We start from the raw sequence: 12944 nt of genomic DNA, 5'->3' as shown, positions 1-12944 counted from the left end.
CAAAGCTCGCGCCAAACTCGGCCGCGCCTATCCAGCCACCCCCAAAGAGTCAAAATCACTGTGATAGACCACTAGGGCGGGCTGACGGTTCCTGGAAAAGTCATCGCGCGCTAGCGGAAGCTTTATCCCCGTTTCCCCGAAGGACAGCGATCTTGCCGACAACACCGATGATTTCCATCATCGACGACGACGCGTCCGTCCGTACCGCGACCGACAATCTGCTGAGGTCCCTGGGTTATGGCGTTCTCACGTTCGGGTCGGCTGACGAATTTCTGCAGTCGGATGTGCTCGACCTGACCTCCTGCGTGATCGCCGACGTCAATATGCCCGGCACCAACGGCGTCGAGCTCCTGCTTCGCCTGCGCGCCAGGGGCACGCAGATACCTTTCATCTTTATCACGGCTTTTCCCGAGGCGGCCGTGTCCGCCCGGGCCGCAAGCGCCGGTGCAGTCTGTCTCTTGACCAAGCCGTTCGAGACAGACAATCTGATTCAAAGCCTTGAGCAGGCCCTGCAGGGGCGTGGTGGGCAAGGTCCGGACCAGTAAGGTCCTGAATTCTTCGGCCGGCGGGCTTTCCCGACCCCGGTCGGTCGGTAGGCGGGACAGGTCCCGACTGATCACCAAAACCGCAGCTCGGCCGCCCTTCACGGCTCGTCCAGTCCTGCCACACGGAAATTCAACGGGTCTTGAGTTGGAAGAACTCCTGAGCGACCGTAAGCAGGTATACCACGATCGGGCGGCATAAGGAGCATTCGGCATGTATCCGGGCCAGCGTAGCAGCGAAACACGTGCGCCGGTCTTGTCCGTCGATGCGCCGCGCGGCCCTTCAGATTGGCGTTTGGGACTGACCGATATCGATCAGACGCCTTGGGTGACGTTCTCCCGTTATGCGATTGCGATCTTGTCGGTTACTGCAGCTCTATTCGCCTCCAAGGCCGCGGTCGAGTACCTGAACATCGAACCGTACGTATCGCTGTTTCTATGCGCGATCATGTTTGCGGCCTGGTTTGGGGGCCTCGGCCCGGGCTTGGTGTCGACCGCGCTTGCCGGTTTGGCGTTCGAGTATTTTGTGACGACTCCGACCCATTCGTTCGAGATCGATGTTCATCAGATCCCGCGCGTGAGCTTGTTCTTGATCACGGCGCTGTTCGTCAACTGGATCAGTGCGGCGCAGAGAAAGGCGACGAGATCGCTGGAGCTTTCCCGCCGCGACCTCTTGGCCGCGCTCGATGAGCAGAAGCGGACCGAGGCCCGGCTGCTGCGGAGCGAAATGTACCTGGCCGAAGCTCAGCGGCTGAGCCGGACCGGCAGTTTCGGCTGGAAGGTGGCGACCGGCGAGATCAGTTGGTCGGAGGAGACGTTTCGGATCTTTGAATGCGATCCGGCGACAACGCCGACACTGGAGTTCGTTCTGCAGCGTATGCATCCCGAAGATCGGGATTTCGTGCAGCAATTGCTCGAGGAGGCGTCCCGGGATGGCGTGGATTTCGGTCATGATGCCAGGCTGGTGATGCCGAACGGCGCGGTGAAGCATATCCGAACCTTGGCCCATGCGGTGACGGACGGTCCTGATGGCATCGAGTACATCGGTGCGGTGACCGACGTCACGGCCGCCAAGCAGGCCGAGGCCGCGCTCAACGACGCGCAGGCGGACCTCGCGCACGCCACGCGCGTGATCTCGCTCGGCGAGTTGACATCCTCCATCGCCCACGAGGTGAACCAGCCGCTGGCCGCGATCATGTCCAACGGCGAAGCCTGCCTGCGCTGGCTCGATCGCGGCGCGGCGGGCATGGAGCATGCGCGGCGCTCGGTGGAATGGATCGTCAAGGATGTCAGCCGGGCGGCCGACGTGATCGGGCGCGTTAAAGCGCTGGCACGCAAGACCGATACCGAGCGGGCGCTTCTTGACATCAACGAGGTCGTCAACGAAGCCCGCGTGCTGATGCGGCGCGAGCTCACGAGCAAGCAGATCACGCTGCGCACGGAGCTCGCGGCCGATCCGCTGATCGTCCGGGCCGACCGCGTTCAATTGCAGCAGGTCGTCATGAACCTGGTGATGAATGGCGTCGAGGCGATGCAGCCGGTCACGGATCGGCCGCGCGAATTGCTGATCCGATCGCAGCGCAGTTTCGACGCCGATCAGGCCATCCTGATCATGGCGGACTGCGGCGTCGGTTTCTCCGACGAGAACGCCGAGCGGCTGTTCAATGCGTTCTTCACCACCAAGTCGACCGGCCTTGGCTTGGGATTGTCGATCTGCCGCTCGATCGTCGAGGCCCATGGCGGAAAGCTGTCCGCCACCCGCAATGCCGGGCCCGGCGCGACCTTCCAGTTCACCCTGCCTCTCCATGAGGATGTCGGGCGGGCGCAATAAGCCTGCCCGACTGAGCTCATGCCTTCGGCAAGATGCCCAGGTTCATGCCTTGGGCATGATACCCGGGCTGTTGTCGGGCCACTTCGCAATCGTCGCTTCGTCGATGTTGAGATGCTGCGCCACCAGCTTGGGCGGCGTATGCGTGAGTCAGTTCGTCAGCGAGACTTCCTCATAGCGAGGCGCGCGGAACACGCCGACGAATTGCAGGTCGGTGTCGCCGACGTTCTCGACATAGTGGCCGTAGTTTCGCTTGACGTAGCCGATGTCGCCGGCGTTGAAGTCCATCGTCAGCGCATTGGGGCCGGTGTTGAACACCGTCATCCGGCCCTTGCCCTTGATGTAGTATTGCCACTCGTCGGCGTTCGGGTGCCAGTGCATCTCGCGGACCGCGCCCGGTTTGAGCGTGACCAGCGCCGACGCCACGGTCGTTGAAACATTGAAGTTGGTGCTGTCGGCAACGTGAATCGTGCCGGCATCGGACTGCTTGAGCGGACGCGAGCCTTCCAGCGAGAAGATGAAGGGATGCGGTGGCATCTCCGCATTCCTGCTCATCGCAGCGCGGTCGGCGGCGAGGTCGCCGGGCACGGTGCCCTGGAATATCCAGAGGTTGTGCAGCGGAATGTTCGCGAAGCTCTCGACGGGAACGCCGAAATTCTTGGCGAGCACTTCGGGCGGCGTATGGGCCATCCAGTCTGACAACAGCAGCGTATTGAATTCGTCGGCGTGGCCGTCATCGAAGCAGATCACGAATTCGCATCCGTCTGGTCCGAGACCCTGCAGCGAGTGCGCCGTGCCGGCCGGGAAATACCAGAGGTCGCCCGCCTTGACGTCGCCGACATAAGGACGCCCCTGCGCATCGAGAACGGTCACGCGGCAGGTGCCATAGGTCATGATCGCCCACTCGGCGGCCTGATGCCAATGCAGCTCGCGGATGCCGCCGGCGGCGAGGCGCATGTTCACGCCGGATATCTCCGTCGAGATCGCGAAATCGTCGACCGTGACCTGCCGTGCCCAACCGCCGTTCTGGATGCGTCTCGCCGCATTGTTGAAGGACGCCCAGGTCGTGGGCAGGCCGCCAACGTCGGTCGCGGGCGGAGTGAATGCGGATGGAAACTGTTTTGCAATGGCCGGATTCTGCGGACCGGGATCGGTCAGACTTCCAGGCGACTTGGCATTGATGGCGCCCTGAGGCGGCTCGTCCGGGTTACCGAAGCTTGCAGCATGCGCGGATGCGGTCATTGCGGCTCCGACAGCCGACGCCGCCAGAAGATCTCGTCGCGAGAACATGGATTGAGACTCCAGAAAGAGAAGATCAGACCGGCATAGATCCGCTCATCAGCGGACCGTTCGTCGACAGTTAAACAGGCGATCCTCGTTTCACTTCCGTAATGACACGCGTTTTTCCGGAATGCACTGCCGTGATGACAGATGACGCGCAGTTGCGTGAGCACGATGCGCAAGCTCTTCACGCGGCGGGCGGTGCGATTGCGCAAATCCGGCCTCGTTTTGGAAAGACATCTGTTGGACGGCTCTCCTTTACTCAGTCGATCCCGCCCATTTTCAAAGGCCTTTGCCAATGACCGTTCGCAAATCCATCCGTCCCTATCATCAGCCGGCCGGCGGGTGGGGAGCGCTCAAGGCGCTGAGCGAGCATCTGATCGAGCAGCGCGTTCCGATAAAGGGCGCAACGACGCTGAGCCGGATGAACCAGCCCGAAGGATTCGACTGTCCGGGCTGCGCCTGGCCGGATCCGAAGCATACCTCGTCGTTCGAATTCTGCGAGAACGGCGCCAAGGCGGTTGCGTGGGAAGCGACGGCGAAGCGCTGCACGCCGGAGTTTTTCGCCGAGCACTCCGTCACCGAGTTGTCCGGCTGGAGCGATTACGATCTCGAAATGGTCGGTCGGCTCACCCATCCGATGGTCTATGACCGGGCATCGGATCATTACCGTCCGGTAAGCTGGGACGATGCCTTCGCGATCATCGGCCGTCACCTCAACGCGCTGCCCGACCCTGATATGGCGGAGTTCTACACCTCAGGTCGCACGTCGAACGAAGCCGCGTTCCTCTATCAGCTTTTCGCCCGCGAATACGGCACCAACAATTTTCCTGATTGTTCGAACATGTGCCATGAGGCAACCAGCGTCGGCCTGCCGCAGTCGCTTGGGGTGGGGAAAGGCACCGTGCTGCTCGACGACTTCGACAAGGCGGACTGCATCTTCATCTTCGGCCAGAACCCCGGCACCAACAGCCCGCGCATGATGACGAGCCTGTGGAAGGCGTCGCGCCGGGGTGCAGCGATCATTTCCTTCAATCCGTTCCGCGAGCGGGCGCTGGAGCGCTTTCAATATCCGCAGAATCCGATCGAGATGGCGACGTTGTCGGCGACCAAGATCAGCTCGCCGCTCTACCAGGTGCGCGTCGGCGGCGACATCGCCGCGCTCAAGGGCATCATGAAGGTGATGGTCGAGGAAGACGCGGCCGCGCGCGCAAGCGACAAGCCCGAGCTCCTCGATTGGGATTTCATCCGTGGCCATACCGCCGGCATCGAGGCGTTCATTGCGGATCTGAAAGCTGTGCAATGGCCCGATATCGAGCGGCAATCCGGTCTCTCGCGCGAGGATCTTGAGCATGCCGCCCACGTCTATATGAAAGCCGAGCGCGCGATCATCGTCTATGGCATGGGCATCACCCAGCACAAGCGCGGCGCCTGCAATGTGCAGCAGCTTGCCAACCTCGCGCTCCTGCGCGGCCACATCGGACGCGAGGGCGCAGGCCTCTGTCCGGTGCGCGGCCACTCGAATGTGCAGGGCGACCGCACCGTCGGCATCACCGAAGTGCCGACAAAGGAGTTCCTCGACAGGCTGGAGCACCGGTTCGGCTTCGAGCCGCCGACCGCGCACGGCCACAATGTGGTGACGGCGCTCGAGGCGATGCTTCGGGGCGAGGTGAAGGTGTTCGTCGCCATGGGCGGCAATTTCGCTGCGGCTATACCGGACTGGCGGCAGACGCAGGCCGCGTTGCGCAATCTCGATCTCACGGTCCATGTCTCGACCAAGCTCAACCGCAGCCATTTGATCCATGGGCGCGATGCGCTGATCCTGCCGTGCCTCGGGCGCACCGAGATCGATATCCAGGCGACCGGACCGCAATCGATCACGGTCGAGGACTCGATGTCGATGGTTCACGCCTCCGGCGGCCGCAACAAGCCAGCCTCGGAGCATCTTTTGAGCGAGCCTGCGATCATCGCCGGAATCGCGCGTGCCACCCTCGGCAACCGCAGCGTGGTGGACTGGGAGGCCCTTGTCGCCGACTACGATCGCATTCGCGATGCGATCGAAGACGTGTTCCCGATCTTCCAGGGCTACAACGCCCGCATCCGCGTGCCGGGCGGTTTCCATCTCACTTCGACCGCGCGCGAGCGCATCTGGATGACGCCGTCGGGAAAAGCCAATTTCCTGCTGTTCGATGGACTTGGCGAAGATACGTGCGAGAGCGATCCGGAGATGCTCTGGCTGAGCACCATCCGCAGCCATGATCAGTACAACACGACGCTCTATTCGATGTCGGACCGCTATCGCGGCGTATACGGCCAGCGCGACGTGGTGTTCCTGAACGAGGAAGAAATGAAGAAGCGCGGCCTTGCCGACGGCGACCGGGTCGATCTCGTCACGCTGTCGACTGATGGGATGGAGCGCAGCGTGCACAATTTCCGCGTGGTCCGCTATTCCTTCCCGAACGGCTGCTGCGCCGCCTATTATCCCGAGACCAACCCGCTCGTGCCGCTTTATGCGCATGATCCCATGAGCTTCACTCCGTCGTCCAAGGGAATTCCGATTCGGATCGTGCGCTCAGCGACGGAGCAAAGCTGAAGCGACGAGCCACCTGACCTCGCCCCGCTCGCGGGGAGAGGTCGGAATTCAAGCGAAGCTTGAATTCCGGGTGAGGGGGACTCTCCGCAGACGTAACTCTCACCATGTTCGCGGAGCCAACCCCTCACCCCGCCCTCTCCCCGTGAAGGACGGGGAGAGGGAGAGACAGAGGCCGCGGTCACGCGGCGGCATTCTCATTCACGCCGAACCGCTTCTCGAATTCTGCGACGTTGACGAGGCCGCGGCGGTGGGTGCCTTCGCCGATCTTGCGCTCCTCGTTCCAGGCCTCGACCGCGAACAGGATGTGCCTGGAATCGAGCTCGATGACGCGGGCGGTCGCGCGCACGGTGTGGCCGATCGGAGTTGCCGCGAGGTGGCGGACGTTCACCTCCATGCCGACGCTGACAAATCCCTTCGGCAGCGCCGCTGAGATGGCGGCACCTGCGGCGATTTCCATGTGCAGGATCATCATCGGTGTCGCATAGACCCGCGGCATGCCTGGAACGAAATGTCCAACCGTCAGTTCCGGCGTCACGATGATCATCGTCTCCGCGGTCATGTCGAGCTTCAATAGTTCACGTGCATCCATATCCGCTTCCTTATTCTGCTGCCGCCGCAACCACCTTCTTGGCGTGCCGCTTGCCGGTGTTGCCGAGCCATTGGCCCAGCCTGTCGAGATAGAGGTAGACCACTGGGGTCGTGTACAGGGTCAGCACCTGCGACAGCATCAGGCCGCCGACGATGGTGTAGCCGAGCGGCTGGCGCAGCTCCGACCCGGTGCCGGTTCCAACCATCAGCGGCACGCCGCCGAGCAGCGCCGCCATGGTCGTCATCAGGATCGGCCGGAACCTCATGGTGCAGGCCCGATAGATCGCCTCTTCCGGGCTCAAGCCCTCGTTGCGCTCGACCTCGAGCGCGAAGTCGACCAGCATGATGCCGTTCTTCTTGACGATGCCGATCAGGAGGATGATGCCGATGATGGCGATGACAGTGAGATCCATGCGCACCGCCATCAGCAGCAGCAACGCACCGATGCCTGCCGAAGGCAATGTCGACAGGATCGTGATCGGATGGATGAAGCTCTCATAAAGCACGCCGAGAATGATGTAGATGACGATCAGCGCCACGCCGATCAGGAGCGGGGTGCCCGACAGCGACGACTGGAAGGCCTGGGCGTTTCCTTGGAACGACGTCGCGAGCGACGCCGGCTTGCTGGTTTCCTTTTCGATGTTCTGAATGCCGCTTACCGCCTCGCCCAGCGACGCGCCGGGCTTCAGGTTGAAAGAGATGGTGACCGACGGGAACATGCTCTGATGGTTGACGAGGATCGGCGCCGGCTTGATCTCGCTCTTGACGAGCTGGCTGAGCGGGACCTGCTGGCCGCTGGCGGAATTCACGTAGATGTCTTTCAGTGCCTCGGGCCCGTACTGGAAGCTCGGATAGACCTCCATCACAACGTGATACTGGTTCAGCGCAGTGAACATGGTCGAGACGATGCGCTGGCCGAAAGCGTCATCCAGCGTGTTGTCGATGGTGGAGGGGAGAATGCCGAAGCTCGACGCCACTTCGCGATTGACGGTGACATCCAGCATCGGCCCGGCGTTGGCCTGATCGCTGGCGACGTCGGTGACGAAGGGCAGGCTCCTGATCCGTTCGAGGAAGATGGCCGACCAATGCGTCAGCTCGTTCGAATCCGCGTCGGTCAACGTGTACTGATACTGGGTCTTCGACAGCCGCGCGCCGATCGTGATGTCCTGCGCGGCCTGCATGTAGAGGGTGATGCCCTGGATGTGGGCGAGCTGCGACCTCAGGCGGTTGATGATCTCGTCCGCGCTCGCCTTGCGCTGTGGCTTGGGCTTCAGCATGATGAAGATGCGGCCCTGATTGAGCGTCGCGGTCGGCCCGCCCGGCCCGATATAGCTCGCCACCGAATCGATCGCGGGGTCCTTCAGCAGCGTGTCGACCAGCACCTGCTGGCGCTCGGACATCGCCGGGAACGAGATATCCTGTGCGGCTTCGGTGATGCCGACGATCTGGCCGGTGTCTTCCTGCGGGAAGAAGCCTTTCGGAATGATGACGTAGAGATATCCGGTGAGTGCGATCGTGCTCAGCATCACCATCAACGTAACGAAGCGATGGCGTAGCACCACCTTCAGGCCGCGGGCATAAAGCGCGAGCAGGGAATCGAAGCCCCACTCGAAGGCAAGATAGATCCTGCCATGCTTCTTGTGGCTGTCGTCCTTCAAGAGCCGCGAGCACATCATCGGCGTCAGCGTCAGCGAGATTACGAGCGACAGTATCAGTGAGGCGGTGATCGTGATCGCGAATTCCTGGAACAGCTTGCCGACATAGCCGCCCATCAGGAACAGCGGGATGAACACTGCGATCAGCGACAGCGTGATGGAGACGATCGTGAATCCGATCTCGGCCGAGCCCTTGAGCGCAGCCTGCATCGGGGTGAGGCCTTTCTCGAGGTGGCGCACGATGTTCTCGATGACGACGACGGCATCGTCGACAACGAAACCGACCGCGATCGACAGCGCCATCAGCGACAAATTGTCGAGGCTGTAGCCGAGCACGTAAAGCGCAGCAAAGGTGCCGATCAGCGATAACGGAACGGTCACCGCCGGAATCACCGTCGCCCACAGATTTCGCAGGAACAGGAAGATCACCATCACCACCAGAGCTACCGTCAGCATCAGCGTGAACTGGACGTCGGCGACGGCGGCGCGGATGGTGGTAGTGCGATCGGCCGCGATCGTCACCTTGATCGCTGGCGGAATGGATGCCTGAAGCGTGGGCAATAGCTTCTTGATGCGGTCCACGGTCTCGATGACATTGGCGCCGGGCACGCGCTGAACCGCGAGGATGATCGCCGGCTGCTTGTCATACCACCCGGCCAGCAGGTCGTTCTCGGGAGCCTCGATCGCCTTGCCGATATCGCGGATCCGCACCGGAGAGCCGTTGCGATAGGCGATGATCAACTCGTCATAGGCGGCGGGGTTGAGCAACTGATCGTTGGTGTTGAGCGTGTAGGTCACGCGCGGGCTGTTGAGCGTGCCCTTCGGCAGATCGACGTTGGCGCCGGCGATGACGGTGCGGACGTCCTCGAGGCTGATTCCCCTTGCGGCGAGCGCCTGCGGGTTGACCTGGATGCGGATGGCGGGTTTCTGCTGACCGCCGATGCCGACCAGGCCGACGCCGGGAATCTGCGAGATCTTCGGCAGCAGGATGTTCTCGGCATAGGCATCCACCGTGGTCATCGGCAGCGAGTCCGAAGTCAGCGCGATCAGCATGATCGGCGTCTCGGCCGGGTTCACCTTCCGGATCGTCGGTGGGTAGGGGATGTTCTGCGGCAGATAGGGGCTCGCGGCATTGATCGCCGAGAGCACGTCGACGGCGGCGCTGTCGACCGTGCGCGAGAGTTCGAATTGCACGACGACCTGGGCCACACCGAGCGCGCTCGACGACGTCAGTTGCGTCACGCCGGGGATCTGGCTCAGTTGCTGCTCGAGCGGCGTCGCGACGGACGATGCGATGGTTTGCGGATCGGCGCCGGGCAATTGCGCTGAGATCTGGATCGTCGGGTAGTTGACATTCGGCAGTGCGCCGACCGGCAGCAGCGGATAGGCGGCAAGCCCGCACAGCAACAGCCCGGCCATCAGCAGGATGGTCGCGATCGGCCGGGCGATGAAAGGCGCCGACAGGTTCATGGAATGGCCTTCTGCACCGAGCTTTGCAGATCGGCTTCCGTTGCGGCCTTGCCATGCAATTCCTTGACGCGGCTGCCCTGCTGCAATCTGTATTGACCATCGACCACGACGGTCTCATTGGCCTTCAGTCCGTCATCGATCAGTGCCTGCCCCTGGCTGATCTGTCCGACTTTCACGGAACGCAACAGGGCGGTCTTATCCGGCGTCACCACGTAGACATAGGAGCCGTTCTGGCCTTGCTGGACCGCGGAAGCGGCGATCGTCAGACCATCCTTTCGGGTTTCAAGCAGCAGGTTGACATTGACGAGCTGGCCGGGCCAGAGCCGATGCGCGGCATTTGGAAATTCGGCCTTGAGCTGGATGCTGCCGGTCGTCTGCACGATCTCGTTGTCGACCAGGAGCAGCTTGCCTTCGTCGAGCTTGATCTTGTTGTCCTGGCTGTAGGCGATCACCTTCAGCGGACCCTTGGCCATCTCCTCTTGAATTCGCGGCAGATAGCTTTCCGGGAGCGTGAAGATCAGTGAAATCGGTTCGATCTGGGTGACGACCACGAGGCCGTTCGGATCGGTCGGATGAATGATGTTGCCGACGTCGATCTGGCGCACGCCGGTCACGCCGGGAATCGGCGACGTCAAGCGCGTGTAGCTGAGTTGGATCTTGGCCTCGTCGATCTGGGCCTGATCCGCCTTCACCGCGCTTTGCAACTGCGCCACCTGCGCCTGCTGGGTCTGGATCAGTTGCGGGGTGGCATAGCCCTTGTTGCCGAGCTGGGTGTAGCGCGACAGATTGGCCTGCGCATTCTCAAGCTGCGCATTGTCGCGCGCGAGGTTCGCTGTCAGTTGCTCGATCTCCGCCTGATAAGGCCGCGGATCGATTTGCGCCAATAGATCGCCGGCCTTGACGGTTTGTCCTTCGACGAAGGTGATTTGTGTGATCTGTCCCTGGATTTGGCTGCGCACCAGGTCGGTATTGTAGGCAATCACCGTGCCGACGCCGGTCAGAAAGATCGGGACATTACCGCTGGTGACGGTCGTCGCGACCACCGGGATCGGCGCCGGCTCCGGCACTGCGGCGGCTTGCTCCGACGTCAGCGAGCGCTTGAAGTACCAGAATCCGCCGCCCGCCAGCACCAACAGCCGCCCGGCGCCGTTGTCGTGGTTGTCGCGCCATCGGTCGGGCAACGCATCGCCTCGGTCGGAGGCGAAGAGCCTATCGGCGATGACGCAGGTAATGGGAGCGACAGCGCCGGACTGAGACCTGCACTGCCCAATTCAGTCGAGCCCAAGGGAATCGAGTCCGAGCGAGTTCCGATCGGCCCCACGGATGACGATGTCGAAATCATGGGACGCACGATGCTCGTCGTGCCGCGCGCAGCGCAGCCGGCCGATGAATGTCCCGACAGCCCTCCGCCATCGAAAATCGCTCCCGGTTTGCTGGCGATGAAACAGTTTTCGTTTCCGAAACTCATGGCGGCGCCGGATTGCGGCATCACCGGACTCGTGCCGGGTATTGCAAGTTCCGTCGATCCCAGCGGAATGCCTGCCGGCCGGATCGCGGAGCCCGTTCCCGAACCGAGCGGCGAGGTGAGGTTCGGAACTGGCTGCACGCCAGGCGTCGCTGCCTGCGCGCTTGCAGGTTCTGACGACATCGATTCGACGGCGAGCCACAGCGAAGTGCAAGCAGCGAGTGCGGCGATTAAGGATCGTCGTCCGGACGTGCGCGAAAGCTGGTTTCGCGTCGACCGAAGCAGACCTGTCATAGGACGGCTCTCCGGAGGTTAAGCTCTCTGAAAAGTTACTTCCCGCCTTCCGCGACGGTATTTCAAGAACGCACGCCCCACCCGCCGAACGCACGCAGCAGATACCAAGGTATGATGTCCTAAGCCCACAATATACGTAGGTGAAAACGCCCGTAGAATGGAGCGCGCGGCGGTGCTAGATATTCTCCAAGGCACAAGTCGGAATGCGGCCGCTCCGAGGAGAGACGCTCAACGAAGAGTGATCTCTCGATTGGTAACTTGAAGGGGCCTTCCGGCGTACGGTCACCATGGCGACAGAGAGATGGTACCATGCCGCAGATTCAGCTTCGACGAGATGACAACGTTCACTTCAACGATGATCTGCCGGTTCACGCGACTGTCTACGAAACACCATATCGCCGTAAGACGGTTGCAACCGACCGTTTGGATAAGCCGACGCAGGCCGCAGTGCTGCTGCCCGGCCGACCTATCGTCGATGACAGGATGGCGCTTGCCTTTGAACGCCTGCACCTCGTGCTCGCGATCGCAGCGCAAGGTCATGCGGAGGGGAATGCCGCTGAGCGCGACGCGCTGCTGAACGCCGCCAGCAGCCTCGATGTCTTCCAGCACAAGGCTGCGATCGAACGGCTCAAGGATCCCGTCATCAAATGCCTGTCGGATGCGCTCGCGGACACCGGGCAGGCCTATGACCGTCATGCCGGAATTCGCGCCGATGCGCTGCGGCTCGCCGTGGCCATCAGGTTGCTTGGCCTGCAGGCCGAGAACAGCTCAGCCATCGATGATCGAGCTGTCACCACTGTTCCTGCCGAGCGAACGGTCGGGGGATTGCAGAAATGGCGGCTGAAGCGTGTCGGCGAATATGTCGACAGCCATCTGTCGAAGAAGATCACGCTCTCGGATCTGGCGGTCGTCGCGGGATTGAGCCGGATGCATTTCGCTTCGCAATTCCGGATCGCGACCGGCCTTCGGCCGCACGAATATCTGCTGCGACAGCGCATCCGCCGGGCCGACGAACTGCTTCGGCACACGACGATGACGATCGTCGAGGTCGCCCTGAGTGTCGGATTCCAGACCCAGGCTCATTTCACTACCGTGTTCAAGCGGATCGCGGGAAGCACGCCGGCTCAGTGGCGAAACGCGCACTCCGTTAACGGCTAGTGGTTCATCACAGTGATTTTGACGTTTTGATACCGAGCCATTCGAGGATCGGCAAGTTTTCGGGTGGCAG

General features: G+C 62.1%; 9 protein-coding genes and 1 pseudogene. 5 read left to right on the top strand and 5 right to left on the bottom strand.

From position 1 onward, the window contains the following. Window positions 1-167 precede the first annotated feature (167 nt). Together AAFX91_RS31235 and AAFX91_RS31230 are read left to right on the top strand one after the other, a co-directional pair. Window positions 168-545 carry a response regulator transcription factor gene (locus tag AAFX91_RS31235; RefSeq protein ID WP_130578468.1) on the top strand — a complete coding sequence of 126 codons (378 nt, stop codon included), beginning with the start codon at window positions 168-170 and terminating at the stop codon, window positions 543-545. Between the two features lie 211 nt (window positions 546-756). Continuing rightward, window positions 757-2373 carry an ATP-binding protein gene (locus tag AAFX91_RS31230; RefSeq protein ID WP_130578467.1) on the top strand — a complete coding sequence of 539 codons (1617 nt, stop codon included), beginning with the start codon at window positions 757-759 and terminating at the stop codon, window positions 2371-2373. Window positions 2374-2415: 42 nt separating this feature from the next. Here AAFX91_RS31230 and AAFX91_RS31225 read toward each other — a convergent pair. Next, a pseudogene (locus AAFX91_RS31225) lies at window positions 2416-3660 on the bottom strand (oxalate decarboxylase family bicupin). Beyond that, window positions 3609-3866, bottom strand: coding sequence for a hypothetical protein (locus AAFX91_RS31220; RefSeq protein ID WP_130578465.1), 258 nt, complete (start codon window positions 3864-3866; stop codon window positions 3609-3611). Before AAFX91_RS31220 ends, AAFX91_RS31225 begins: the two are co-directional and overlap by 52 nt. Before the next feature lie 83 nt (window positions 3867-3949). On the opposite strand from AAFX91_RS31220, the gene AAFX91_RS31215 reads away from it, so the two are divergent. After that, the gene (locus AAFX91_RS31215; RefSeq protein ID WP_394569172.1) at window positions 3950-6244 is read left to right on the top strand and encodes an FdhF/YdeP family oxidoreductase; all 2295 of its coding nucleotides are present in this window, start codon (window positions 3950-3952) and stop codon (window positions 6242-6244) included. Between the two features lie 178 nt (window positions 6245-6422). Here AAFX91_RS31215 and AAFX91_RS31210 read toward each other — a convergent pair whose 3' ends face one another. Genes AAFX91_RS31210 through AAFX91_RS31200 form a run of 3 tightly spaced genes read right to left on the bottom strand, consistent with a single transcriptional unit; the run spans window position 6423 to window position 11138 of the window. Continuing rightward, window positions 6423-6833, bottom strand: a complete 411-nt coding sequence (locus AAFX91_RS31210; protein ID WP_130582077.1) for a thioesterase family protein — start codon at window positions 6831-6833, stop codon at window positions 6423-6425. Window positions 6834-6843: 10 nt separating this feature from the next. Next, window positions 6844-9957 (bottom strand): efflux RND transporter permease subunit, encoded by a 3114-nt coding sequence (locus AAFX91_RS31205; protein ID WP_130582078.1) that lies wholly within the window; start codon window positions 9955-9957, stop codon window positions 6844-6846. Beyond that, window positions 9954-11138, bottom strand: coding sequence for an efflux RND transporter periplasmic adaptor subunit (locus AAFX91_RS31200; RefSeq protein ID WP_394569171.1), 1185 nt, complete (start codon window positions 11136-11138; stop codon window positions 9954-9956). The genes AAFX91_RS31205 and AAFX91_RS31200 overlap by 4 nt, the downstream gene beginning before the upstream one ends. A gap of 159 nt (window positions 11139-11297) precedes the next feature. On the opposite strand from AAFX91_RS31200, the gene AAFX91_RS31195 reads away from it, so the two are divergent. Together AAFX91_RS31195 and AAFX91_RS31190 are read left to right on the top strand one after the other, a co-directional pair. Beyond that, on the top strand, window positions 11298-11738 hold the full coding sequence (locus AAFX91_RS31195) for a hypothetical protein (protein ID WP_165421392.1): 441 nt from the start codon (window positions 11298-11300) through the stop codon (window positions 11736-11738). A gap of 287 nt (window positions 11739-12025) precedes the next feature. After that, window positions 12026-12874, top strand: a complete 849-nt coding sequence (locus AAFX91_RS31190; protein WP_394569170.1) for a helix-turn-helix transcriptional regulator — start codon at window positions 12026-12028, stop codon at window positions 12872-12874. Window positions 12875-12944: the final 70 nt, after the last annotated feature.

It is taken from the genome of Bradyrhizobium sp. 31Argb (genome assembly GCF_043638955.1).
Lineage (GTDB): Bacteria > Pseudomonadota > Alphaproteobacteria > Rhizobiales > Xanthobacteraceae > Bradyrhizobium.
This window is presented reverse-complemented; position numbering and strand designations above follow the sequence as displayed.

Coding starts and splice junctions, on each gene's coding strand:
- AAFX91_RS31215 (WP_394569172.1), top strand. CDS start 3,950: ATGACCGTTCGCAAATCCATCCGTCCCTATCATCAGCCGGCCGGCGGG.
- AAFX91_RS31235 (WP_130578468.1), top strand. CDS start 168: ATGATTTCCATCATCGACGACGACGCGTCCGTCCGTACCGCGACCGAC.
- AAFX91_RS31195 (WP_165421392.1), top strand. CDS start 11,298: ATGGGACGCACGATGCTCGTCGTGCCGCGCGCAGCGCAGCCGGCCGAT.
- AAFX91_RS31210 (WP_130582077.1), bottom strand. CDS start 6,833: ATGGATGCACGTGAACTATTGAAGCTCGACATGACCGCGGAGACGATG.
- AAFX91_RS31190 (WP_394569170.1), top strand. CDS start 12,026: ATGCCGCAGATTCAGCTTCGACGAGATGACAACGTTCACTTCAACGAT.
- AAFX91_RS31205 (WP_130582078.1), bottom strand. CDS start 9,957: ATGAACCTGTCGGCGCCTTTCATCGCCCGGCCGATCGCGACCATCCTG.
- AAFX91_RS31230 (WP_130578467.1), top strand. CDS start 757: ATGTATCCGGGCCAGCGTAGCAGCGAAACACGTGCGCCGGTCTTGTCC.